Raw genomic sequence first — 23,684 nt, 5'->3', positions numbered from 1 at the left:
GAGGCGGAAAGTTAAACCTTCACCCTCCGTCACCCGACGCCTGCCCAATCCACCAATCCATCCAGGCAATCTGAGCAGTCAAACCGTGAGCTGCAAACACGGCTCGCGCCCGTTGCAGGTAGGGCAGCGCTTCGGCGCCGCGCCCGCGCTGCAGCAGGGCAATGCCATAGTTACCGAGATCGACACCCTCATCATACACACTCCTGATCGCCCGGCGCAATGCCAGCGCCTGCTCAAGCAACTGTTGCGATGCAGCGACATCGTCGTCGATGCGCAGGCGACTCAACGCCGCCAGCACATTGGCTTCGCCGAGGCGGGCGCCGAGGGCGCGGTAGAGGCGCAGCGCCTCGTCATAGCTGCGCAGCGCGGCGTCGACCTCCTTGCGGAACTGCTGCACGTCGCCGATGGCCTGAAGCACATTGGCTTCGCCGAGGCGGGCGCCGAGGGCGCGGTAGAGGCGCAGCGCCTCGTCATAGCTGCGCAGCGCGGCGTCGACCTCCTTGCGGAACTGCTGCACGTCGCCGATGGCCTGCAGCACATTGGCTTCGCCAGTGGTATCGCTGCTCCGCCGGGCGCTGTCCAGCGCTCGCTTCAGACGCGCCAGCACTTCTAGACGACCGCGTTCACCGGTGAGGTTCCAGTAGTTTCTCAATCGCGCTGTGGCCCGCGCTGCCCAGTTGATTCCACTATTCCCTGTATCCTGCTCATACCCCCAATCGAGGTAGCGTTCGAGGTTAGGCTGTTCCAGGGTCAGGATCGTGATGCCGCTGCGCTCATTTCCCTTGATGATCGCCTCATCTGCAGCTTCAATCAGCCCGGCGAAGTATGCCAGCGCGGCTGGCGCATAGGTTGCCAGCGCATCCGGCATCTGCTGCGCAAGGCGAGCTTCGGCATAGCGCCGCGCCGGTTCCGGCAGGGCGCATTGCGCGTAGTCGGCAGTGCCACGCCATTCGGCCATGCCGTAGTGCACAACCGTTTCGAGCGTCTCTGCCTCGATGTCCGCAATCGCCTGCGCTGCGTTGCGGGTCAGACCGGCCGGGAAGAGCGACAGCAGAGCAAAGGCGCGTTGCGCAGCGGCCGGCAACACATTGTATGAGAGATCGAGCGTGGCTGCCAGGCTGGTCTCGCGGTCTTCGTCATCGTTGGGATAGCGGAGGGTGCCCTGCGGATTGGCTTGCAACCGACACCACAGGTCGCGCAGGCTGAGGCGGGCAGCGCGCATGGCCGTTGCTGCCAGCCGGATCGGGAAGGGATAACCGTCGAGAAAGCGCAGCAGGTCGCGCCATTCGTCAGGCGTCCATTCGCCCCACTTCTCTATCGGCGGCGCATACGTCAGAAACGCAGTTTGGGCGTCTGCCCCCGTCAAACAGGTCAGTTCAAGCGGAGCGTGATGGATGCGCCCCGGCAGGTCGAGCCTGGCGGTCGTGAGCAGTTTCAGAAAGCGGGTGCCGAGCAATGCCCGCATCATCCCGACCAGCCCCTGGCGGTCGTGGAGCAGCAGGGCGTCGAGATCATCGAGCACGAGCAGGCTCTGGCGGTCGGCGAGCGCACCGGCGAGGGTCGCGTCACTTTCGGCGGTTTCTGGCGCCAGTCCTAGCACAAACGCGATCCGGCTGCGCGCCTCGTAGGCGGTCGTGATATTCCGCAGCGCCACCCGCCAGACGCCGTCGCGCCAGCGGTTGCGTTCGTGTTGCCAGCGTGCCGCTGCTTCAGCCAGGGCGGTTTTGCCCATTCCACCCATCCCATGGATGGCGACGCAGCGGTTGTTGCGGAGCGCCTGTGCGATAGCGTGCAGTTCGCGGGCGCGCCCGACAAACGGATCGGCTGCGACCGGACTGAGGTTGGTGTTCTGCCACGGTGGGCGGCGGAAGGTCAGTTGACCGGACGGCGGCGCCGGCACGAGCGGCTGCTGATGCACCGGATCGTCTTCCCGCAGGAGGCGAAACTTCACCTCTTCCTGCATGTTCAGGGTCTGGAGTGTTTCGGGATCGCTCCACTGCCGCAACTCGTCGTTGGTTGCCACGGCAGTGCGCCCGGCGGCAAACGCCTCGGCGACTGAACGCCCGGCGAACAATGCGGCGTAGAAGCGCACGGCGAAGACGCGAGCGGCGAGATCGATCACCGGGTCGGCGGCGTTGATCGCCACCACGTGGCGCACCCCGGCAGCGATCAGCGCGTCGGCGAGACCGGCGGAATGGCAGGCGCTCAGGAACGCCAGCCGGCACGGCTGGTTGCCGATCAGGCGCCGCAACTCAACGGCATCCAGGTCACGCACGATGCCGGTCTCATCCTCCAGCGCCAGCACGCTCGCGCCATCGAGGTGGCGGCTGCCGTGCCCGCTGAAGTGCAGCACATCAAACGGCTGGCGGGTGGTGGCAAACAGATAACCGATCCGTTCGGTCGTGGCGATGGCGGTCTCGATCTCCAGCGCCACTCCCAGGCCGCGACAGGTATTGACCAGAGTCTCGATCTCCTGCTGTACCGGCAGCAGGGTGATGGGAGCGGTCTCCTCTCCCCGCTTCATCACCAGTGGCGCCGAAAAGAGCAGCGACATCCGCACCGGCATCACGGTTGCGGCGGCGTCTTGAGCAGCCATTCGAGCACCTCCTGGTCGGTTGCGAGTGACAGGTCGAGCGGGGGTTGGCCGGGTCGGCGCAGGGCGCCGCGCGGTGTTTTCCCCTGACGGTGCATCGACTCGCGGTAGGCGTTGATCTTCTCCGCCAGCGTGATGAGCGCAGTCAGACCACCGGCGATCTTGCCGAGATCGGTGATCACCACGACGATGGTCTGCCAGTCGAGGTCGCGCTGCTGGATCGGTTGGGTCGTGAAGCCGCCCTGCTGCAGGAGGGGCAGGAGAGCGTCTGCTTCGTCGGCTGGAATGTCGATAGCGATGCTTTGTTCGTGGGTCATCGGCGTTAGTCGGGCAGAAATGAGCCTTTGTGCGATTATAGCATGGGTTGGGTGCGGTGCGCTTTGCTACGTTTTGAAATCCACCACGCATCAGAACAGATAAAACGGATGAACACGGATGGATGACAACATCCGTGTTTATCCGTCATATCCTGTCGATCCGTGGTTTATTCCAGTCCTACGGAGCGAAGCCCGCCTGTGCAGGTTGGCGCGTGCCGTCGGGGTGAACCCCTCGGCTATGCAAGGCAAAGCCCGCCTGCGCGAGCTGGACTGGACGAATTCAAACGTATCGAATCCGTGTTGATCCGTCATATCCGTGTCGATCCGTGTTCTATTCAGCCATGGGGCTGATGGAGATTGAGGAATACATCCGCTATCCCCCGCTAGCCGTGGGGCTGATGGAGATTGAGAATTTATTCCGCTATCCCGCGCTAGCCGTCGGGCTGAAGCCCTCGGCTAGCCAGGGCGAAGCCCGCCTGCGCGGGCTGTAGCGGATTATTTACTCAAAGACCACAAGCCCTCGGCTATCCACGGCGAAGCCCGCCGGTGCGGGCTATTCCAGACAAAACTCATCGACATCCGTGCTCATCCGTCGTATCCGTGTCGATCCGTGGTTTATTCCGCCGGGTGACAATATCCGCGCCGATCCGTGTTCTCTTCCTACCCGACGTCCTCAAACAGGGCGTGCTGACGGTGCGACGTCGCGCGCAATTCGGGCCAGCGGTCAATGAATGCCGATGCCGAAATGCGGGCGAGTTCACCCGGTTCGATCTTATGGAGACCGCCCCCATAGACCCGCCCTTCACCCCGCAGTTCATCACCGGTCACCTGTGAAAGCAGTGCAAACACATCGGCGGCGGCATCGGGGCGCTGCTGCAAGAGGCGCGCCAGCCCGCCCTTTGGGTAGAGCATCAGGTAGAGATTGGTCGCAATCGCACGTGATTGGTTCCAGATAAACCGGAACGGCCGCTGCATCCCGACGCCGCGCCCCATATAGGTGCAGAGGAACGGCGCCGGGTCACGCTGTTCCTGGCGATACCAGGGAGTTCGCCGGTCAATCAGATAGCCATGCCTGATGCCGGGCGTTTCAGCCGTCTGGAGATACTCCCAGAGGGTCGGGAATTGCACGCGCAACGCCGGTTCTGGCAGATCGCAGTCAATAACGCACAGTTGCGGTTCGATGAGCGGGTAGCCATCCTGATCCGCCTCAACGACGGTCGTTTTCAGGAAACGGGGAGCAGGCAGGATAGGGCGCAGGCAACCGTGTGGAAATCCCCGGCGCTCAGCCTCACGACGTTCGAGGATAAAAAACCGATTATTGCCGGTTGCAATCCCGCGCCGGATACGAAAGAGATCACCCAGCGTGACATCATCACCGGCGCTCGACAGGCAGCGATCATTGCGGGGATGACGTGGATAGACCGTCCATTTTCGTGAGTCGCGGAGCTGTTGGAGCGCTATTCTGTCACTGACCAATGGACTCAAGAGGGTGCCGCCAAAGGTGAACTCGACGGTGTGAGCGGGAGGCGGCGGGGTCTTCTGGAACACCAGCACGGTTGACGATACCAGCGCATCGCCAAACTGCACATCTGCCGGATCGAAGCGGTGAACCCGAATGAGCGTGACGTGATCGGTCAGATAGCGTTTCAGCGCCGCGCCATAGTTGACGTCCATGAACTCCGAAGGAATCAGCCAGGCGGCGTAGCCATCATCCGCCATCCATGCAGTTGCCAGCAACACGAAGTAGACGTACAACCCCGCGAGACCGTGCACATTGACGCCGGTCATGCGGAGGGTCAGCGCACGCAGAAGTTCTTTCTCCTCGAAACTGAGGTGATGATGGCGCACATACGGAGGGTTGGCCAGGATGAGATTGGGTGCGCCTGATCGGTGAAAACGGTCGACGATCCGGGTAAAATCCCCATGAACGACCTCAAGACCGGACGAGTCCCACAGTGTGCGGGCAACGTCACACAATGCCGGGTCAATCTCAACGCCAACCGCAGAGGTGATCCGTTCGGCGCCAAAAACTGCAAGCGCGGCGGAGAAGAAACCTCCGGAGCCGAGTGCAGGATCGGCAAAACGAATCGTCGGCAGCCGATCGCGTGCGATATGGCTGACGTAACGAGCAATCTCCACCGCAACAGGATAGGGAGTTGCAAATTGACCGCAGCGATTCCGCTCAGCAGTAGATGTGCGCGCATCGAATGCAACCTGGAGGGCCTGTCGCTGCAATTCAACCAGATTCGCGTCGTTTGCTGGCATGTGCTTTATAACCCCAGTTGTTCCTGGGCATTGCGAATGATAGGGTTCGCTACTGCGCTGCACAGCCTGTCGGCGATGATGGTTGCGGATCGGTCACGTTCCCGGTCGTCCAGCGCCGTGCCGTTCACCAGCCACGGGAAAATATCCCGGTCTAACAATTGTGAAAGAATATCACAGATTTTTGTCAACGCTCTATCAAGGTCAGCAGACGTCGTCTTGCCCGGTAGGTTCCCCTGTTCCATTCGTTCAATCAGGTTCTTGCTAACACCTGCCAGACCGACGAGTCGGTCAACGGCGAGCGGTGGCGCGGTGCACATACGCAGCGTGGGGAGTATGCCGGGATTTGACCGCAGTGTCGTTACATCGAGGCGACGCAGATCATCGGTCACGTGAAGCGCACGCTTCACGTGTTCGGTCGTTGTAACCCGTGTCGACCGAAACGTCTGAGGCGCAAAGGCGATAAACCATCGGTTGAAATAGTCAACTGAAGCTGCAATGTCTGCCTTCCAGCGATCCGGTTTATCGGCATTGACAGTCACGGCAGACATTCCTTACATCCGCGCTGGCATCACGGTTGCGTCGCGGATCACCACGACGATCGTCTGCCAGTCGAGGTCGCGCTGCTGGATCGGTTGGGTCGTGAAGCCGCCCTGCTGCAGGAGGGGCAGCAGGGTAGCTGCTTCATCGGCTGGAATGTCGATAGCGATGCTTTGTTCGTGGGTCATCGGCGTTAGTCGGGCAGGAATGAGCCTTTGTGCGATTATAGTATGGGTTGGGTGCGGTGCGCTTTGCTACGTTTTGAAATCCACCACGCATCAGAACAGATGAAACGGATGAACACGGATGGATGACAACATCCGTGTTTATCCGTCATATCCGTGTCGATCCGTGGTCTCTTCCGGCGCATCAGACCGGCTCACGCGGAGGCGCGGAGAGAAGGAGCGCAGGTCTTGCAAGGTCTGCGCCTCGCGCGCTACGGCAAGCCACGCCAAGGCGACGCCGTCAGGGCACGGCATGCCGTGCCCCAACACCCGTTGCCAGAAACGGGCGCTTCGTGCAACACGGCAGACCCCGACTATTCCAGACAAAACTCATCAACATCATCCGTGATCATCCGTGCTCATCCGTCGTATCCGTGTCGATCCGTGTTCTATTCCTCGCACACGTTACCAGGCATGCGCGCGTTCCGCCGCCCGTTACGGGCTTCAGAACGCCATACCTCCCCCTTCTCCCCTTGTGGGAGAAGGGGGTCGGGGGGATGAGGGGGCACAGACGCCTCCCCCTTCGCCCCGTGTGGGAGAAGGGTAAAGGCAGAAGGCGCACCCCGTTGCACCGCCCCGAAACGGATGTGTTACACTGGTGGTATGACTGCCGAACTCCTCGCCGATGTCGCTCTGAGCGCCAATGCGGTCTTCACCTATCGCGTGCCGCCGTCGTTGCGCCCCCTGCTGCGCGTCGGTCATCTGGTGTGGGCGCCGCTGCGACAGCGGCATGTCCAGGGGGTGGTGCTCGATCTGTATGCGTGGGGCGGTAGTCCGCACGATCCGGCGGTTGCGCTCAGCCCGCCCGCGCTGCGCGCCGATCCCGCCGATTGGTTCGACCCGCAGACCCCGACCCTGCGCGATGTGATCGACATTGCCGACCCGGATATTGCCCTGACGCCAGCGCAGATTCGCCTGGCGCACTGGATCGCCGATTACTACCGGGTGTCGCTCTATGAGGCGCTGACCCTTATGACGCCGCCTGGCATTGCGCGTGAAGCTGAGACTACATGGCGTGCGACGGTGGAGGGGCACAGCGTGAACCCCGGCGCCCTGCCGCCGGGTGAACGTGATGTGCTCTACCTGCTGCGCCGCAGCGGTGAGATGACCGAACGTGAGTTGCGGAAGCGTCTGCGCGGCAGCGACGCCGAACTTCAGGCGATCTACACCGCCCTGCGTGAGCGCGGGTTGATTGCGCGCGGCGCCACCCTCGCCCGCGCGCGCGCGCGTCCCCGCACCGAACGCCTGGTGCGCCTGGCGCTTCCCCCAGACGAAGCACATACGGCGCTGGAGGGTCTCGCGCGCGCGCCGCGACAGCGCGACCTGCTGGCGTACCTGATCGATCATCCAGACCCGATCCCGGTTCCCGATCTGCTCACAGCCGCCAATGCCGACTCTGGCACGCTGCGCGCGCTGGAGCGCCGGGGCCTGATCGATATCATCGCCCGCGACGTGTGGCGCGATCCGCTTGCGCTGCTCGATGTTCCGCCCGATACGCCGCCGACGCTGAGCCTGGCGCAGCAGAAGGCATGGGACGCCATCGCCGGGGCGCTCGACTGGTGCACCAATGCAACGGAAGATCGCGCCGCTCCAGCGCAGACGCACTTCCTGCTGCACGGCGTCACCGGCAGCGGCAAAACGGAACTCTACCTGCGCGCCATTGCCCGCGCGCTGCGCCTGGGACGACAGGCGCTGGTGCTGACGCCTGAGATCGCCCTGACGACCCAGATGGTTCGGCGCTTCGCTGCGCGCTTCCCCGGTCAACTGGCAGTGTTGCACAGTGAACTGTCGATCGGCGAACGCTACGACCAGTGGCGGCGACTGCGCCGCGGCGACGCCGGCATCGCCATCGGGTCGCGCTCCGCAGTCTTCGCGCCGCTTCCCAACCTGGGGTTGATCATCGTCGATGAGGAGCACGAACCATCGTACAAGCACGATGCCGCACCGCGCTACCACGCCCGTGATGTTGCGCAGCGCCTGGCAACGATCACCGGCAGCGTCCTGATCCTGGGCAGCGCGACGCCATCGGTCGAAAGTTATGCCGCCGCGCGCGCCGGGCATCTGCGTCTGCTGGAATTGCCGGAGCGCATCACGACGGCAACCGGACCCGATGGCTTACCGCATATCCGCACACTCCCCCTGCCGCACGTGACGGTTGTCGATATGCGACGCGAACTGGCAGAGAACAATCGCTCGATCTTCAGCCGGGCGTTGCAGGCGGCGCTGGCGGAAACGCTGAAGCGCGGCGATCAGGCGATCCTGTTCCTCAACCGGCGTGGTTCGGCGTCGTTCTTTCTGTGCCGCGATTGTGGTCATGCCATGACCTGCCCGTCCTGTTCCTCACCGCTCACCCTGCACCAGGAGGCGGGCGATGGACAGGCCGCTTCGTCTGGCGGGATGCTCATTTGCCACACCTGCAACCACCGTGAACTGCCGCCAGCGCTCTGCCCGCACTGCTGGAGTGCGCGGATCAAATCGTTCGGCGTCGGCACGCAACGGGTCGTGGATGAAATCACGACGCTCTTCCCCAGAACGCGCACCCTGCGCTGGGACCGTGACAGCGTGACGCGCAAAGGAGACCACGACCGCCTGCTGGATCGCTTCCTGCGCCACGAGGCGGATGTGCTGGTCGGCACGCAGATGATCGCCAAAGGGCTGGACCTGCCGATGGTGAGGATGGTCGGCGTGGTAGCTGCCGATACCGGCCTGTACCTGCCCGATTTTCGAGCCGGTGAACGCGCCTTTCAACTGCTGACGCAGGTGGCCGGTCGGGCGGGGCGCCGCGAAGCGGGGGCACATGTGATCATTCAGACCTATGCGCCCGAACACTACGCCATTCGCGCTGCGCAGGAGCACGATTACCACGCTTTCTATGAGCAAGAGATCGCCTTCCGCCGCCAGACCGGCTATCCCCCCTTCGCGCGCCTGGTGCGGTTCGTGTATGGCGCTGGCAGCGACGCCCGCGCGCGACGCGCTGCCGAGGCGCTGGCAAACGACATTCGCTCCCTCGCCGTTCGCCACCTCGCCGATGATTGGAGCCTGGTCGGACCGGCGCCGGCCTTCTTCCGCGTGCAGCGCAACCGTTACCGCTGGCACCTCATTCTGCGCGCCCTCGACCCGACGCCGCTGATCCAGGCGCTGCGCATCCCGCCGGGATGGATCGTCGATATCGATCCGGTGCATGTGTTGTAACGCAGGCAAGGTGGAGCAGACCGTTCGCAGCTGACCTTACCAGCCCATCCAGAACGCCATTCCACAGCGTATCGGCTATCGGCTATCGGCTATCAGCTATCGGCTATCGGCTATCGGCTATCAGCTATCGGCTATCAGCTATCGGCTATTGCCCGCCTGACCTTACCAGCACATCCAGAACGCCGTTCCGCGCCCGATGGGCGGATCGGCTGGAAGGTCGGTGCGGCGGAACCCTTGCAGTTCGAGGAAGGAAATCCCCTCCTCATTATTTGCCGCAATTGCGCATAAGGTACTCGCCTTTGCCGGGATGAGCCAGGACTCGATCAGCGCCATGCACTCCTGACCATATCCCTGACGCTGAAATCCGCCCCAGATCAGGATCCACACCGCCGCCGCGTCCGATCGTGGTGCGCCGATCTGCACATCCACCGCACCGATCAACAGACCGGTCACCGGATGATACACACCGAACAACATCCGGTCCGGCGATTGCTGCGCCCGCACCCACTGATCCCGCACATCATCGAGCGTCAGGCGATCCGCCCGGTCACCCAACCCGTCGAAATAGAGCGGCGTCCCCTGGTAGACCTTCAGCAGATTCGGCAGGTCACGTTCGGGAAGCGGACGCAACTCGATATATTCACCGGTCAACACGAGAGAGTCGTTCATACAGGCTCACACCATGCTCCGCGCGCCGCGAAAACAGCGCATATAGGTCACAGTTCGCATATGGGTACGGAATCCGAGCGACTCATACAACACACGGGCGCCTTCGTCCCCTTCATAGCGGTCGATCAAGGCAGTCATCGCGCCATGCGCCTGAAGACGCCACAACCCTTCCAGCAACACTGCGCGACCGAGACCCAACCCGGCGAAATCGGGGTGTACGCCGAGCGGTTCGATGTATCCCTCGCCGATCCGCGGACCCAGCCAGCAGATGCAGAACGCGGCAAGACGGCCATCCGGCGCCACGGCCACGACATCGAGTTCGGGAATATACTGTGGCATGCACAATGTACGTTTGCGCCACTCGACGGTCATATCGGCGGCGCCGAACGCTGCCCGATGCAGCGCAACATATTCATGAAGTTCGCGCATGCCATCGATGGGGCGCAGGGTAAATCCCTCCGGTAGAAACGGCATGGGAAGCACCCTGTCCAGCGACCGGGACATCCGGATCATTGCCGGGCAGTCGGGGGCGAACCCGTGTGCTGCAAGTTTCGCCCTGCGATCCAGGTCTTCCTCGAATACATCCACATACACGGTCAGGTCGCGGCGCGTCTGGTCTGCAATCTCCTGTGCGCGTTCCGTTGCCCACACCAGCATCAACTCTTCGATCCCCGCTTCGTATGCCGCTGGATGGGCACACGTATCGAGCGAGTGCCAGGGAAGCTGGATCACGGCGAAACCGAGCAGACGCCCCGCTTCGTCCTCCCACAGACTGGCGTTCCGCGGATTATCGAGCGTCCACGACGCCAGGCGGTACGGCAGATCAACCGCGCGCAGGCACTGGTCCGGGAAGGCATATGCCAGGTCGATCATGCGCTCGATATCCGCAGCGCCGGTAAATGGGCGTATCGTGATAATCATGGCTCGCCCAGCGTAAATGCGGTGCGCGCCGTGCGCCGCGCAACTTCCGCCAGATACTCGACGACTGCCGCAAGATCGCGTTCACCGTATCCGGCAGCGGTCGCGGCAGCGAAGTGCGCCAGCGCCGCCGATGCAACCGGTGCAGGCACCCCTGCATCCTGCGCGGTCGCAACCATTGCCAGCAGATCCTTGCGTACACCCGTCACATCAAAGGCAACTTCGCTCGTCTCACCGAGAAGCGCCGGAGTTTTGCTGCGCAACGCTGGCGGCGCAACCGCCGAGTCCAGATAGACATCGAGCATCGTTTCGATATTCAGACCAAACTGTTGCCCCACTGCGAGCGACTCGGCAAGCGCACCCCAGAAGCATGCCATCGTCATATTGAGCACCAGTTTCATCGTCGTACCGGCGCCCTGCCCGCCCAGATGGATAATGCGTCGCCCAAGCACGCCAAGCGCCGGTCGGGCGCGCTCGAGATCCGACGTTCTGCCGCCGACCAGCACCAGCAGTTGCCCCTCGCGTGCGGGAGCGACCGTTCCCGAAACGGGTGCGTCGAGCAGACGCGCGCCGCGTTGATCGACCATCCCGGCAAGCGACAGGATTGTTGATGTGCGAATGGTGCTCATTTCGATGAACAGACGACCGGAGGCATCGGTGGAAAGCAATCCATCACGACCACAGTAGACCGTCTCAACGGCGTGATCGTCGGTGAGGATAGTGAAAACCAGATCGCTGCGCGCTGTCACCTCAGCCGGCGTCTCCGCCCAGGCTGCGCCGCCTGCGAGCAGCGCCTCTGCGCGCGCGCGCGTCCGATTGTGAACCGTCAGCGGGAAGCCTGCCGCCAGCAACCGCCCCGCCATGACCTGCCCCATGCGCCCCAGCCCGATGAACCCAAGACGCTCCATGCTGCCCTCGTGATGATACGGTAACCCGTGCATATCATACCATGTATGAGTCTGCTGCAAAAAGGGTATTTCACCGCAGCGGCGCAGCGTTCGCAGAGGCGGATTCCATAGCGAGTCACGCACCCGCATGCTGCGCCAGGCATCCATACATGGGTCGTTTTCAGGGTTCTCCGCGCCCCCGGCGTCTCGGCGGTGCGTGTTTGCAGTGAAGTCATCGATGGAAATCTCCGCGCCCCCGGCGTCTTAGCGGTGCGCGTTTGCAGTGAAGTCATGGATGCCATGAATGCGGAATAGCACGCTGATCACCTTCGCCGTCGTTCGGGAGAAGAGAGCGCCTCAACCTGCGCGCCAGGCGCCAGTCTCATTGACCGCTGTCATCGCGACCAACGATGTCGAGGAAGAGTTGTTCGAGGGAGACACGCTGGGGGGTCAGGGCATAGAGGCGCGCACCGCTGGCAATGATTCGCTCCGCAATCTGCGGCAACACATCCTCACTGGCGACTTCCAGTTCGATTATGCCGGGAGATGTCTCATGTGGCGCCTGTCCATCAGCGCAGAACACACTCAGTGACTCGATCAGCCCGTTCGATGCTCCTGCCACACGCAACGCAACTCGCACTCTACCTGCTGCCGATTCGTGCAGGTTCAGGGTGCGGAGCACCCGCCCCGCGCGGATGAATGCCGCCCGGTCACAGGTCATTTCGACCTCGCCGAGCAGATGGGAGTTGAGGAAGACTGTCGTGCCGCGCGCGCGCAGATCGCGGATAATGCCGCGCACCAGCATTCGCCCGAACGGGTCGAGCGCCGAGGTCGGCTCATCGAGAAACACCAGTTCCGGATCGTGAATCAGCGCCTGTGCCAGACCGATGCGCTGAAGCATGCCTTTGGAGAAATCGGCGAGCGGACGCCGCGCATGCTCAGACAAGCCGACGAGCGCCAGCACATCGGGAATGCGCCGCCGCCGCGCGTCAGCCGACATCCCGCTCAGGCGTGCGTGCAGGTCGAGAAACTCAGCAGCCTGTAACCATTCGTGAAACCGGAAGTGCTCCGGCAGAAAGCCGATCCGCGCCATCGCACGCGGGTCGGCGGGAGCGGCGCCCAGTACCTGCGCCGTGCCGCTCGTTGGCTTCACCAACCCCAGCAGCATCTTGACCGCCGTGCTCTTGCCGGCGCCGTTCGGTCCCAGGAAGGCAAACACCTCGCCGCGCGGCACCTGAAGCGTCAGGTCGGCAACGGCGACTTTTGCGCCGTACACCTTGCGCAGACCGCTTGTTTCGATCACATAGTCAGGCATAGGACAGAACGTGATGATCCCTTCATGTGCAACCAGAGCACGCGTCCTGGGTGCGCGGGCGTCCCGCCTGGGTGCGCGAGCGTCCCGCCCGCATCACCGCATCAGGCGCGCGTCCTGGGTGCGCGCGCGTCTCGCCTGGGTGCGCGCGCGTCTCGCCTGCATCACCGTATCAGGCGCGTCCTGGGTGCGCGCGCGTCTCGCCCGCATCACCGCATCAGGCGCGCGTCCTGGGTGCGCGGGCGTCTCGCCTGGGTGCGCGCGTCTCGCCCGCATCACCGCATCAGGCGCGCCATGGGTGCGCGGGCGTCCCGCCCGCATCACCGTATCAGGCGCGCCATGGGTGCGCGCGCGTCCCGCCTGGGTGCGCGCGCGTCCCGCCCGCATCACCGTATCAGGCGCGCGTCCCGCCTGGGTGCGCGCGCGTCCCGCCTGGGTGCGCGCGCGTCCCGCCCGCATCACCGTATCAGGCGCGCGTCCTGGGTGCGCGGGCGTCTCGCCTGGGTGCGCGGGCGTCTCGCCTGGGTGCGCGCGTGTCTCGCCTGGGTGCGCGCGCGTCCCGCCCGCATCACCGTATCAGGCGCGCAATTCCGACAGTCAGGAGAGTGCCTGAACCCTACCGCACCGACTCCGCCGCTGCCAGGAATGCGTCGGTGGACAAACCACGTCCCGACAGAACGTAGAACCGCTCGCCGCGCTGCCAGTAGAGGCTCTGGTACCGCTCTCCGTCGTACTCACCGCTCACCAGCAATCCCGGCGCCCCGCCGACCGACACCTGCCGCAGCGAGTTAATATCCGCCGGGAAGGGAAAGACCAGCGTGGTGCGCCAGTCGATCTGTGCTGCCAGTGTCGCCGCCTGGCGCGCATCCATGCCGAGCATCCGCAGAGCGGCGTACCCCAACTGCTGCATCTCCACGCCGTCGGGAAGCGTGACCTGCGGACTGACCCCCTGCACCAGCATCACCTCATACCCGTCGCCGGCATACCGGGCAGTCACTGCGGGCGACATCGCAGCCACGATCGGCGCGGCGCCGAGCGCGTCTGGCAGCACAACATCATTCACACCGGCAAGACGGAGCAGTTCACGCGCCGATTCGACGTTCACCTGAAACTCGAAGGTTGCGCGGTCGGAGACGGCAAACTCGGTCTGCGTGATTGGACGCGACAGACCGGGCTGAGCTGGCGTGAACCCGACGAGCGCCGCCGCTTCGTCGAGCGACGCCACCCTGCGCATCTCACGCGATCCGCTGGTCTGCTGCGGCGGCGTAACGAACAGGGTTTCGCCGTCGAAGTTGAGTTGCTGCAACTGCTCCATCCGTTCACGTGAGACGGGAACGAACACCACATTCTGGACGCGGAAAATGTTCAGCAGTTGATCGGCAGCAGCGCGCACCGGCGGCAATGCCAGCAGCGCAACGACGACTGCCAGCGCAGCCGCCCATCCCATCCAGGGACGCCATACTCGTGTCGAGGTCATGGAAATACTCCTTTGTGATGATTGACGGTACAATGAACGACCGCCAGCAGACGCCGGTCGCTCCCGGTCGATCTGCTGGCGCACCGCAGCCAGTGCTGCGGGGACATCTGGCGGCAATGAGTGCAACAGCAATGTCGTCTGATCCGCCAGTGCGTGCAGTTCCGCTCGACGCGCGCGACATGCGGCGCAGACGGCAAGGTGCGCCTGCTGCGCGCGCAACGCCTCCGCCGGGAGTTCGCCATCCAATCCGGCGCGCAATGCGCCGTCATCGTAGCATCCGGTCATGACTGCACCTGCTTTCCAACAGACCGATCTGCCGCACCAGTCGAGATACAGCGCGCATACGCCTCAGCAAATGCGCGCTCGGCGCGGGCAAGTAACGTTCCGACCGAACCGGGCGCAAGATCGAGCGCGGCAGCAACTTCGGCATACGACAACCCCGCGTGACGCAAAAGGAGCAGACGCGCCTGGCGTTGCGGCAGGGTCGCAAGCGCAGCGCGCACCCGATCACGCTCTTCGGCGCGCTCGACTGCCTCCGATGGTTCACCGGCGGCAACGACATCCAGCGCCGCTCGTTCGACGCGCAACGTATCACGACGTTCGGCGCGCAGCGCATTGCGCGCAGTATTCAGCGCCACACGGCAGAGCCACGGTCGCAGCGGTTGATCAGGAGCAGGCGGACGCCGGTAGAGAGCGAGAAAGGTCTCCTGCGCTGCGTCCTCTGCTGCTTCCCGCGTTCCCGTCAGACCGTACACAACCCGGTAGACCACCGCATAATGGCGCACGAACAGATTGTCGAACGCCGACTCATCACCCCGCCTGAGCCGTTCGAGGAGCGTCTGGTCGCTTTCGTGCTCCGCCATATGCCGGTCGCCTGCCCTTACCGCCATGTTCCTGACGTTGCAGTTTGTTATAATCATACCTGAAACACCGCCGGAGCGGTTTTTGTGACAGGAACACCCCCGTAAGCGCTGGCGCACATCGCGCAGCAGGCAGGAAAACATGACATGTCGATCATCACCGTCAGCGGTTTGACCAAATACTACGGCGCCGAACTGGTCTTCCGCGACGTCAGTTTTCAGATCGCGCGCGGCGACAAAGCGGCGATTGTCGGCGTCAACGGCGCGGGCAAAAGCACCCTGCTGCGCATCATTGCCGGTCAGGAATCGGCAACCGGCGGGAGCGTCCACCTGGCGCGCGGCACACGGCTGGCGTATCTGGCGCAGGAAGCGCGCTTCGCCACACAACGCACCCTGCTCGAAGAAATGCACGCCTCGCTTGATTATCTCAATGCGCTGCGCAATGAGATCACTGCGCTCGAAACTGCGCTCACAGATGTCCATCATCCCGATCACGACCGGTTGATGGCGCGCTACGGCGAGGTGTTGCACCGCTTCGAGCACGCTGGCGGCTACCATATCGACCGGCGGATCGACATGATCCTGAGCGGATTAGGGTTTACCGCAGCGCAACGCCACGAACCGGTTGCACGTTTCAGCGGCGGGCAGAAAACCCGCGCCGCGCTCGCCGCTGCGCTCCTGTCCGACCCCGATGTTCTCCTGCTCGATGAGCCGACCAACCACCTCGACCTGGCGGCGCTCGAATGGCTTGAACGCTTTCTGCGCGATTGGGACGGCACGCTGATCGTTGTTTCGCACGACCGCTACTTCCTCGACCGGGTGACAACCCGCACCCTCGATCTGGCGTTCAACCGTCTCGACGGCGACTATCCTGCGCCGTACCAGCGGTACCTGGAACTGAAAGCCGCCCGTCTCGAACTGCAACTGAAGCAGTACCGCGCGCAGCAGGAGGAGATCGCCCGCACCGAAGACTTCATTCGGCGCTTCAAGAACAGTCAGCTCAGCAGGCAGGCACGCGGGCGCGAACGGCGCCTGGAGCGGTTGAAGGAAGGCTGGCAGGGAAGTTCAGGGCGCACCGAAGGGTTGATCGCCCGCCCGGATCAGCAGAAGAAGATTGCCTTCAAACTCAACGCCACGACGCGCGGCGCCGATCTGGTGCTGAAGATCGAAGGGTTGACCGTGGGATATGCGCACCCGCACAACGGTCAGAACGACGCCGGTCACGTGGAGTTGCTGCGCATTCCCGACCTCGAAATCTGGCGCGGGCAGCGCGTGGCGCTTATGGGACCGAATGGGTGCGGGAAGACGACGTTGCTGCGCACGATCGTTGGCGAACTTCCGCCGCTGAGCGGGCGCGTGCGACCGGGAAACAACGTCCGACTCACCTACTACGCACAGGCGCACGAAGGGCTGCGCATGGATCAGACCGTGCTCGACGAGATCCGCCGCATTCGACCAGAAATGAAAGAAGCCGAAGCGCGTACATTGCTGGGGCGCTTTCTCTTCAGCGGCGACGACGTGTACAAACGCATCGCCGACCTCTCCGGCGGAGAACGTGGCAGAGTCGCACTCGCGCAGTTAATGGTGCTGGGAGGAAACCTGCTGGTGCTCGACGAACCGACCAACCATCTCGACATCGACGCACGCGAGGCGCTCGAAACGGTGCTGAACGAGTATGATGGCACGGTGCTCTTTGTGTCGCACGACCGCTACTTCGTCGATGCCATCGCCGATACGATCTGGATGGCGCACGATGGCGCCATTGAGGTTTTCGACGGTACATACTCCGGGTATCGTGCTGCACACGACGCCGCAGCGCCAACCAGCGTTTCACAACCGGTTCGCCCCCGTGCTTCGGCGTCTGAGTCGCACCCTGAATCCACCGACACGCGCGCGACCACGCGCGAGCAGGAACGGAACGAACGTCGTCGCCAGCGCCGTCTGGCAGCGCTGGAAGAGGAAATCGCCAGCCTCGAAGCAAAACTTCGTCATCTCGAAGAAGCATTGCAGACTGCAAGTATCGCTGGCGATGTTTCGCGTGTGACCGCCCTCGGCATCGAAATGGTCGAGTTGCAAGAAACCCTGAATGTGCGGTACGATGAATGGGCGGCAATTGCAGACGAATGAAGCACGCCCGCAGAGGCAGCCGCCTCCCTCGTCGCATTGCGGTCGACCAGCGAGGAAAGCACATATGCCAGCGCGGGGAACCTATCTGCTCATCCTGCGACTCGACCGTGATGTCGTCGGTTTGCCGGTCGGGAAACTCGGTGCGCTGGACTTTCCTGCCGGGTATTACCTGTACATCGGCAGCGCCTTTGGTTCTGGCGGGTTGCCGGCGCGCCTGGCGTATCACGCAAAACGGCGGAAAACGCGCCGACACTGGCATATCGATTACCTGCGCGAACATGGAGAACTGGAAGAAGCATGGATCATCGCCTGCCCGGTGCGTCTGGAACATGCGTGGGTCAGCGCGCTGAGCGCCGCGCCGGACGTTCAGCCGGTTGCGCCGGGATTCGGCGCCAGCGACAGCCCATGCACGAGTCACCTGTTTTTTTCGCCGGTCCGACCCTCCTCCCACACCCTTGCCGAGACGCTCTTTCAGGGGATCGAGAAGGTGTCGGACTGTATCACACACCTGAGTATCGAGGTGCATACGTTCCATGACCGTCAACTCACACCAGCCTGATGGTGCGCCGGAGATTGCCGCCATCCTTGAGCAATTGCGCACAGCCGTGCGCGCCCAACGCGCGACGCGCCAGCGGAGCATCGACGACCCACTGCACCGCGCATTGCAACGCAGCCTCGACGACATCGAAATCACGCGCGTGGTCAGCGCCCACTGGCCCCTCACCGGACGCACCCTGCCACAGAAGGCCATCGCGCTGGTCAATAAGGTGGTACGGCGCTATCTGCGCTGGTACATCAACCCGATCGTCGAACAGCAGAATGCGTTCAACGATGCCGCTGCGCGCACGCTGCGCCTGCTCGCCGAAGCGTATCAGGAACTGGCAGACCAGGTGGCGGATCAACAGGAAGCCAGCGTCCCAATGCAGCCCGGTGCAACCACAGACGCAGATTCGGAGAACGATGCAGACGATCCGGCGGTCGAAGCAGCGAACGGTGCGCAGGGCGCCGATGAAGACCCGCCCGCCCCGCCGCCATATGACGAACTGATGGCACAGGTGCGCGCACGTGCTGCCACAGAACCTCCGGCGCGCTTCATCGAACTGGAACTGCACGATGCCCTGACCCAGGCGCAGTCGCGCCAGCAGGTCAGCGCCCACTGGACCCTCACCGGGCGCACATTTGTCGAAAAACTGGTCGCGCTGCACAACCGCGTCGTCCGTCAGTACCTGCGCTGGCTGATCAACCCGATTGTCGAGCAGCAAAATGCAGCCAATCAGGCATTGACCGGCGCATTGCACCGTCTGATCCGCATTGATGCCGCTCTGCGCGCCGACATCGCCGCCCTCCGGGCTTCCCGCCAGCGAATGCGAGAATCACGTGCCAACCGCCATGCCCGACATCATCACCATCGTCGTCCCGTGGTTCGGTCCTGACACTGCGGGCGGCGCTGAGACGCAGGCGCGCCAGCTTGCCGCAGCCCTGCACGCCCTTGGTGCGCCGGTTGAAGTATGGAGCACCAACGGACGCGACTCCTTCAGCCCGCCGGTTCCCCACTACCGCACCGGCGCCGACGTGGTCGATGGCGTGCCGGTGCGACGCTTCCCGATCACGCCACCCCGCCCCGCTCCCCACGAACCATACGTCCCGCCGGCAGTTCAGCGCATCGGACAGCCCGCCGACTGGAACTCCTTCCCGGATCACGAACGGCGTCTGCTGGCATCACTCGTGTCGAGCGATGCACTGCTCGACGCAATCACCGCCGAACGCGACAAACGCCGCTTTCTTTTCATTCCCTACCCATTTCCGACCACATTCTGGGGAACTGTGCTGGCGGGAGAACGCGGCTATCTGATCCCCTGCCTGCACGACGAACCGTATGCCCGCTACACCACCTACCGCTGGATGTTCCGCCATACCCGGCGCGTACTTGCCAACAGTCCTGCCGAACGTGCACTCGCCCTCCGTCTCTACAATCTCCCTCCTGATCGCGTGGTAACGGCAGGCGAAGGGATCGACCTGACGCCGCGCGGTGACGGCGCTGCATTCCGCCGTCGGCATGGGCTGCGCGGAGCGGTTCTGCGCTATGCCGGTCGACGCGACGCCTCAAAGAACTTCCCGATGCTCCTCATGTATTTGCGCGAATACTGGGCGCGGCGTGGAACACCGCTGACCCTGGTGCTGACCGGACGCGACCCGGTGGAGATACCGGCGCCGCTGCGCCCCATCGTCCTCGACCTGGGCGACGTCGACATTCAGGAACGTCACGATGCCTACGCTGCCGCCGATGTCTTCATTCAACCATCAACCTACGAGAGTTTTTCGATTGTGCTGATGGAGTCATGGTTGCAGGGAGCGCCAGCGCTGGTCAACGCCCACTGCGACGTCACCCGTGAAGCCGTCGAAGCCAGTGGCGGCGGGTTGAGTTTCGACGGATTTGCCGGGTTCGCCGCAGCGCTCGACCTGTTGCTGGAAAACCGTGCGCTGCGGCGCGCACTCGGAGCGCGCGGACGCGCCTGGGTGCTGGAAAACTGCCGCTGGGACGACGTGGCGCGACGCACAGTGGCGGCAATTTTTGAGCATGAAGTTCCAACCAGCACAACGCCGCCATCCAGAACATTGCACATACCGTAGCAGAAGAACGGGTGCAGCCGCCTATGAACCAGATCGAACAACCGATAGCCATTGGCATCAATGCGCGCCTCTTCCCGATCAACTGGCGACCGGCGACGGAAGAAATCGCCTTTGCGCAACGCCTGGGGTGCGCGTGCATCCAGATTCACGGACGTGAACGCGGCATTGACGCGACCTACCTGGGCGCTTCACCGCAAGCCATCGGCGAGATCCTCGCCAGGCATACTATGCATGCCGTCATGGAAATCGTTGTGCGCCTGCTTCCCCATGGACGCACCCAATCCGGCGCCACGCCGCTCGACGTTCTGAGCGCCAATCTACCCGCCATCAACGCACTGGCGATCCGCCACGTCCACTGGCACTTCGCGCCAGCAGTTCTTCTGAGCAGAGATGAACTGCGCGCCCTGGAAGACATGCTGATCGATCACCTGCGCGCGGGGGTCAACCTGGCGCGCACCCACGGCTTTACCCTTGCGCTTGAACACAACGAACCCGATGTACCGCTCTTCGCCGACATCGGATCAATCACAACAGCGCTGGAAGCCGTCCCAGACCTGGGATTCGTCTGGGACCTGAACCACACCCCACCCGACGAACTCGGCGACTGGATCGACCTTGCGCCGCGCATGACCCTGCTGCACGTGTCCGACACCCCACTGCCAGCGGTCAACCATCACCTGCCGCTTGGACAGGGAAGCATCGATTTTGCCGCCCGCTTCCGTGACCTCACTGCACGCGGATACCATGGCGCAGCCATTCTCGAAATCGGCGGCGTTCCCAAATCGGGCGGCTTCGGGCGCGACACCGACGAAGCGTTGATCGATTCGGTCGCACGCCTGAAAACGGCGCTGTCGGTGTAATTCCGGAAACATGATTTATCAATTCATATTGATATTTTCCTCGTTCTCTGCTATACTCATTCCCGGCAGGGAAACACACAGGCGCCGGAAATGACAGACATCAACCATCACCACCCATCAGCGCCGCCAATGCCGGAAGCGCTGCGACTCCTCAGCGATGAGACGCGCTGGCGTCTGATCGGGGAACTGCGCTGGAGCGACCGGCAGGTAGGCGAGCTCTGCGAGCGGCTCGATCTGCCGCAGAACCTGGTTTCCTACCATCTTGGCATTCTCCGTCAGGCGCGCCTGGTGCGCACCCACCGGAGTGACGCCGATGGACGGGTGCTGTACTACGCACTCGATCTTGCTGCGTTGCAGCAGCAGTGGCAGTCGGTCGGCAGTGCGCTGGCGCTTGGACATACCGCTCCACCAGCGGTCATCATCGGTCCGGTGCTGTTCGTCTGCACCCACAACAGCGCGCGCTCACAGATTGCCGAAGCGTGGCTGCGGCACCTGAGCGGCGGGCGCGTGATCGCGCGCAGCGCCGGAACCTTTCCCGCCACGGTGCAACCGCTGGCAGTGCAGGTGATGGCGGAGGCAGGCATCGACATCGGGTATCAACAGGCCAAGGGGCTTGCCGATGTCGCTGCGCCTGCGCCTGCAATCGTGGTAACCGTATGTGATCTGGCGCGTGAAGAGTGCGCAGCCACGCTCCACGCGCCATTCCAGCTGCACTGGAGCATCCCCGATCCGGTCATGGCATCAGGGGGTGAGGCTGAACGTCTGGCTGCATTCCGCGCCGCCCGTGATGAATTGCGCATGCGCGTCGCGGGGTTGCTCGACCTGTTGTCGGTGGTTTCTATCAATACAAACTGATATGATCGAGAGGAGAGGAGCATGAACGCCACCCTGAACGAAGCTGCCGCCTTCTTCCGCATGCTCGGCGACGCCACGCGCCTTGCTGTGGTTGCCAGGCTGGCGCGGAGCGACGAACGTCTGATCGGGCTGAGCACTGCAATCAAACAACCCCCGGAGACCGTTGCCGCTGCTCTTGCCGACCTGCAATCCGCCGGACTGGTCGCCTCACGCGCCAGTGATGTCCACCCTGGCGAGATGTACTACCATCTCGATCTGGAGCAGATGCAGCAGCGGTATCTCACCGCCGGTCGGTTGATCCATCCGGCGCTGGCGCAGGCGATCACCGGTGTGGAAGAGGAGATGGTGCAGCGTGCAAAACCGCGCGTCCTGTTCCTCTGCACCCACAACAGCGCGCGCTCACAGATGGCGGAAGGGTTGTTGCGCACCTTCAGTCACGGCACGATCGAAGCATTCAGCGCCGGAAGCCAGCCGGACGAGGTGCATCCGCTGGCTATCGAGACGATGGACGGAATGAATGTTGACATTCGCAACCAGCGATCAAAACACTTCAACGAATTTCTCGGTCAACACTTCGATGTGGTGATCACCGTGTGCGACCGGGCGCGCGAGACGTGTCCCGTGTTTCCAGAAGCGAAGGAAATCATTCACTGGAGCATTCCAGATCCGGCAGCGGTCGAAGATGAAGCGGAAAAGCGGCGCGCGTTCCATCAGGCAGCAACCATCCTGGCAACGCGCATTCGCTACCTCCAGATCCTGCTTGAGCGTGAACAACGTGAACAGGCGGTGATGCGATAATCTGCGTGAGAGGAGTGGAGACAAACCTATGCCTGTGCGAATCGGTATTAATGGATTCGGTCGGATCGGGCGCCTGGCGCTGCGCGCGATGTGGGGCTGGACCGATATAACCGTTGCCCACATCAACGAGATTGGCGGACCGGTTGAAACTGCAGCGCACCTGCTGGAGTTCGACTCGGTTCACGGGCGCTGGCAACGTGATATTCAGACCGAGAATGGTCAACTGATCATCGATGGCATTCCTATCGGGTATAGTAGCATCAAAGATCCGGGAGCAGTCCCCTGGCGCGCTGCTGGCGTCGATATTGTGCTCGAAGCCACCGGCAAGTTCCGCACCCGCGAGACGTTGCAACCCTACTTCAACGCGGGCGTGCGGAAGGTCATTGTTGCTGCGCCGGTCAAAGATGGGGCGCTCAATGTCGTGATGGGAGTAAACGACCACTGGTACAACCCCAACGAGCACCATCTCCTGACCGCTGCCTCATGCACCACCAACTGCCTGGCGCCGGTTGTCAAGGTTATCCACGAGGGGATCGGCATCGTTCACGGTATGATCACGACGATCCACGATGCCACCAATACGCAGAGCATTCTCGATACACCCCATAAGGATCTGCGCCGGGCGCGCGCCACTGGTCTCTCGCTGATCCCGACGACGACCGGTTCAGCAACCGCCATTGGGCTGATCTTTCCGGAATTGCAGGGCAAACTCGACGGCATTGCCGTGCGCGTGCCGCTGTTTAATGCCTCGCTCACCGACTGCGTCTTTGAGGTGCGGCGTCCAACCACGATTACCGAGGTCAATGCGCTGCTCCGCGCTGCAGCCGAAGGACCGCTGGCAGGCATCCTGGGGTATGAGCATCGCCCGCTCGTCTCGGTTGATTTCAAGGACGACCCGCGCTCGGCGATCATCGACGGTCCTTCAACCATGGTGACGAATGGCACGCAGGTGAAGATTTTCGCCTGGTACGACAACGAATGGGGCTACGCGAACCGGTATGTCGAACTGGCGCGGAAGGTGGCGCTGGCGCTGGAATGAGGTTGAAGGTTGAACGTTGAAGGTTAAAGGTTGGGCGTGGAAGGTTGAAGGTTGAAGGTTGAACGTTGTAGCGTTGAACGTTGAACGTTGAACGTTGAACGTTGAACCGCAACAAGGAGGAAC

Annotated in this window: 21 protein-coding genes; 9 read left to right on the top strand and 12 right to left on the bottom strand. The window is 63.0% G+C overall.

Annotation, left to right across the window (positions count from 1 at the left end):
* Positions 1-19: 19 nt before the first annotated feature.
* The 5 genes from ROSERS_RS24790 to ROSERS_RS25510 all read right to left on the bottom strand — a co-directional run bounded on the left by ROSERS_RS24790 (position 20) and on the right by ROSERS_RS25510 (position 5,900).
* On the bottom strand, positions 20-2,596 hold the full coding sequence (locus tag ROSERS_RS24790) for a CHAT domain-containing protein (protein WP_083763264.1): 2,577 nt from the start codon (positions 2,594-2,596) through the stop codon (positions 20-22).
* Positions 2,566-2,910 (bottom strand): hypothetical protein, encoded by a 345-nt coding sequence (locus ROSERS_RS06425; RefSeq protein ID WP_011956001.1) that lies wholly within the window; start codon positions 2,908-2,910, stop codon positions 2,566-2,568. Before ROSERS_RS06425 ends, ROSERS_RS24790 begins: the two co-directional genes overlap by 31 nt.
* A 660-nt stretch (positions 2,911-3,570) precedes the next feature.
* The gene (locus tag ROSERS_RS06420) at positions 3,571-5,175 is read right to left on the bottom strand and encodes an Eco57I restriction-modification methylase domain-containing protein (RefSeq protein ID WP_011956000.1); all 1,605 of its coding nucleotides are present in this window, start codon (positions 5,173-5,175) and stop codon (positions 3,571-3,573) included.
* Between the two features lie 5 nt (positions 5,176-5,180).
* Entirely contained in the window at positions 5,181-5,723 is a 543-nt protein-coding gene (locus ROSERS_RS06415) for a XamI family restriction endonuclease (protein ID WP_011955999.1), read from the bottom strand.
* A 3-nt stretch (positions 5,724-5,726) separates the two neighbouring features.
* Positions 5,727-5,900 (bottom strand): hypothetical protein, encoded by a 174-nt coding sequence (locus ROSERS_RS25510; RefSeq protein WP_011955998.1) that lies wholly within the window; start codon positions 5,898-5,900, stop codon positions 5,727-5,729.
* A 639-nt stretch (positions 5,901-6,539) separates the two neighbouring features.
* Between ROSERS_RS25510 and priA the strand changes: the two genes are divergently transcribed.
* Positions 6,540-9,128 (top strand): replication restart helicase PriA, encoded by a 2,589-nt coding sequence (priA, locus tag ROSERS_RS06410; RefSeq protein ID WP_041333161.1) that lies wholly within the window; start codon positions 6,540-6,542, stop codon positions 9,126-9,128.
* Between the two features lie 162 nt (positions 9,129-9,290).
* Here the strand turns inward: priA and ROSERS_RS06405 are convergent, their stop codons facing one another.
* The 7 genes from ROSERS_RS06405 to ROSERS_RS06375 form a co-directional block, all read right to left on the bottom strand.
* Positions 9,291-9,797, bottom strand: coding sequence for a GNAT family N-acetyltransferase (locus tag ROSERS_RS06405; protein WP_011955996.1), 507 nt, complete (start codon positions 9,795-9,797; stop codon positions 9,291-9,293).
* A 6-nt stretch (positions 9,798-9,803) separates the two neighbouring features.
* Complete coding sequence (locus tag ROSERS_RS06400) at positions 9,804-10,718, bottom strand: GNAT family N-acetyltransferase (RefSeq protein WP_011955995.1); 915 nt, start codon at positions 10,716-10,718, stop codon at positions 9,804-9,806.
* Positions 10,715-11,752: an NAD(P)-dependent oxidoreductase gene (locus ROSERS_RS06395; RefSeq protein ID WP_083763358.1), complete on the bottom strand. Its 1,038-nt coding sequence runs from the start codon at positions 11,750-11,752 to the stop codon at positions 10,715-10,717. Before ROSERS_RS06395 ends, ROSERS_RS06400 begins: the two co-directional genes overlap by 4 nt.
* Positions 11,753-11,984: 232 nt before the next feature.
* Entirely contained in the window at positions 11,985-12,917 is a 933-nt protein-coding gene (locus ROSERS_RS06390) for an ABC transporter ATP-binding protein (RefSeq protein WP_011955993.1), read from the bottom strand.
* A 93-nt stretch (positions 12,918-13,010) separates the two neighbouring features.
* On the bottom strand, positions 13,011-13,373 hold the full coding sequence (locus ROSERS_RS06385; RefSeq protein WP_041333159.1) for a hypothetical protein: 363 nt from the start codon (positions 13,371-13,373) through the stop codon (positions 13,011-13,013).
* Between the two features lie 157 nt (positions 13,374-13,530).
* On the bottom strand, positions 13,531-14,676 hold the full coding sequence (locus tag ROSERS_RS06380; protein ID WP_011955992.1) for an anti-sigma factor family protein: 1,146 nt from the start codon (positions 14,674-14,676) through the stop codon (positions 13,531-13,533).
* A complete protein-coding gene (locus tag ROSERS_RS06375) occupies positions 14,673-15,254 on the bottom strand; it encodes an RNA polymerase sigma factor (RefSeq protein WP_232282779.1) in 582 nt (193 codons plus the stop codon). Before ROSERS_RS06375 ends, ROSERS_RS06380 begins: the two co-directional genes overlap by 4 nt.
* Before the next feature lie 144 nt (positions 15,255-15,398).
* On the opposite strand from ROSERS_RS06375, the gene abc-f reads away from it, so the two are divergent.
* The 8 genes from abc-f (at position 15,399) to ROSERS_RS06335 (ending at position 23,561) form a co-directional block, all read left to right on the top strand.
* A complete protein-coding gene (abc-f, locus tag ROSERS_RS06370; protein WP_011955990.1) occupies positions 15,399-17,378 on the top strand; it encodes a ribosomal protection-like ABC-F family protein in 1,980 nt (659 codons plus the stop codon).
* A 64-nt stretch (positions 17,379-17,442) separates the two neighbouring features.
* The gene (locus ROSERS_RS06365) at positions 17,443-17,937 is read left to right on the top strand and encodes a GIY-YIG nuclease family protein (protein WP_011955989.1); all 495 of its coding nucleotides are present in this window, start codon (positions 17,443-17,445) and stop codon (positions 17,935-17,937) included.
* On the top strand, positions 17,912-18,811 hold the full coding sequence (locus ROSERS_RS06360) for a hypothetical protein (RefSeq protein ID WP_011955988.1): 900 nt from the start codon (positions 17,912-17,914) through the stop codon (positions 18,809-18,811). The genes ROSERS_RS06365 and ROSERS_RS06360 overlap by 26 nt, the downstream gene beginning before the upstream one ends.
* Entirely contained in the window at positions 18,768-20,009 is a 1,242-nt protein-coding gene (locus ROSERS_RS06355; RefSeq protein WP_011955987.1) for a glycosyltransferase family 4 protein, read from the top strand. Before ROSERS_RS06360 ends, ROSERS_RS06355 begins: the two co-directional genes overlap by 44 nt.
* Positions 20,010-20,032: 23 nt before the next feature.
* Positions 20,033-20,869 (top strand): sugar phosphate isomerase/epimerase family protein, encoded by an 837-nt coding sequence (locus ROSERS_RS06350; protein WP_011955986.1) that lies wholly within the window; start codon positions 20,033-20,035, stop codon positions 20,867-20,869.
* 90 nt (positions 20,870-20,959) lie between these two features.
* A complete protein-coding gene (locus ROSERS_RS06345) occupies positions 20,960-21,724 on the top strand; it encodes a metalloregulator ArsR/SmtB family transcription factor (RefSeq protein WP_011955985.1) in 765 nt (254 codons plus the stop codon).
* Positions 21,725-21,745: 21 nt separating this feature from the next.
* Complete coding sequence (locus ROSERS_RS06340; protein ID WP_011955984.1) at positions 21,746-22,522, top strand: arsenate reductase/protein-tyrosine-phosphatase family protein; 777 nt, start codon at positions 21,746-21,748, stop codon at positions 22,520-22,522.
* Between the two features lie 28 nt (positions 22,523-22,550).
* Positions 22,551-23,561, top strand: a complete 1,011-nt coding sequence (locus tag ROSERS_RS06335) for an ArsJ-associated glyceraldehyde-3-phosphate dehydrogenase (RefSeq protein ID WP_011955983.1) — start codon at positions 22,551-22,553, stop codon at positions 23,559-23,561.
* Positions 23,562-23,684 lie beyond the last annotated feature (123 nt).

Source organism: Roseiflexus sp. RS-1 (assembly GCF_000016665.1).
GTDB lineage: Bacteria > Chloroflexota > Chloroflexia > Chloroflexales > Roseiflexaceae > Roseiflexus.
The sequence above is the reverse complement of the archived record's forward strand: the minus strand, read 5'-3'. Positions and strand labels throughout refer to the sequence as shown.

Coding starts and splice junctions, on each gene's coding strand:
- ROSERS_RS06415 (WP_011955999.1), bottom strand. CDS start 5,723: ATGTCTGCCGTGACTGTCAATGCCGATAAACCGGATCGCTGGAAGGCA.
- ROSERS_RS06350 (WP_011955986.1), top strand. CDS start 20,033: ATGAACCAGATCGAACAACCGATAGCCATTGGCATCAATGCGCGCCTC.
- ROSERS_RS06375 (WP_232282779.1), bottom strand. CDS start 15,254: ATGGCGGAGCACGAAAGCGACCAGACGCTCCTCGAACGGCTCAGGCGG.
- priA (WP_041333161.1), top strand. CDS start 6,540: ATGACTGCCGAACTCCTCGCCGATGTCGCTCTGAGCGCCAATGCGGTC.
- ROSERS_RS06380 (WP_011955992.1), bottom strand. CDS start 14,676: ATGACCGGATGCTACGATGACGGCGCATTGCGCGCCGGATTGGATGGC.
- ROSERS_RS06360 (WP_011955988.1), top strand. CDS start 17,912: ATGACCGTCAACTCACACCAGCCTGATGGTGCGCCGGAGATTGCCGCC.
- ROSERS_RS06345 (WP_011955985.1), top strand. CDS start 20,960: ATGACAGACATCAACCATCACCACCCATCAGCGCCGCCAATGCCGGAA.
- ROSERS_RS06340 (WP_011955984.1), top strand. CDS start 21,746: ATGAACGCCACCCTGAACGAAGCTGCCGCCTTCTTCCGCATGCTCGGC.
- ROSERS_RS06405 (WP_011955996.1), bottom strand. CDS start 9,797: ATGAACGACTCTCTCGTGTTGACCGGTGAATATATCGAGTTGCGTCCG.
- ROSERS_RS06385 (WP_041333159.1), bottom strand. CDS start 13,373: ATGCGGGCGGGACGCGCGCGCACCCAGGCGGGACGCGCGCGCACCCAG.
- ROSERS_RS25510 (WP_011955998.1), bottom strand. CDS start 5,900: ATGACCCACGAACAAAGCATCGCTATCGACATTCCAGCCGATGAAGCA.
- ROSERS_RS06365 (WP_011955989.1), top strand. CDS start 17,443: ATGCCAGCGCGGGGAACCTATCTGCTCATCCTGCGACTCGACCGTGAT.
- ROSERS_RS24790 (WP_083763264.1), bottom strand. CDS start 2,596: ATGGCTGCTCAAGACGCCGCCGCAACCGTGATGCCGGTGCGGATGTCG.
- ROSERS_RS06335 (WP_011955983.1), top strand. CDS start 22,551: ATGCCTGTGCGAATCGGTATTAATGGATTCGGTCGGATCGGGCGCCTG.
- abc-f (WP_011955990.1), top strand. CDS start 15,399: ATGTCGATCATCACCGTCAGCGGTTTGACCAAATACTACGGCGCCGAA.
- ROSERS_RS06400 (WP_011955995.1), bottom strand. CDS start 10,718: ATGATTATCACGATACGCCCATTTACCGGCGCTGCGGATATCGAGCGC.
- ROSERS_RS06355 (WP_011955987.1), top strand. CDS start 18,768: ATGCCCGACATCATCACCATCGTCGTCCCGTGGTTCGGTCCTGACACT.
- ROSERS_RS06390 (WP_011955993.1), bottom strand. CDS start 12,917: ATGCCTGACTATGTGATCGAAACAAGCGGTCTGCGCAAGGTGTACGGC.
- ROSERS_RS06395 (WP_083763358.1), bottom strand. CDS start 11,752: ATGCGGGTGCGTGACTCGCTATGGAATCCGCCTCTGCGAACGCTGCGC.
- ROSERS_RS06425 (WP_011956001.1), bottom strand. CDS start 2,910: ATGACCCACGAACAAAGCATCGCTATCGACATTCCAGCCGACGAAGCA.
- ROSERS_RS06420 (WP_011956000.1), bottom strand. CDS start 5,175: ATGCCAGCAAACGACGCGAATCTGGTTGAATTGCAGCGACAGGCCCTC.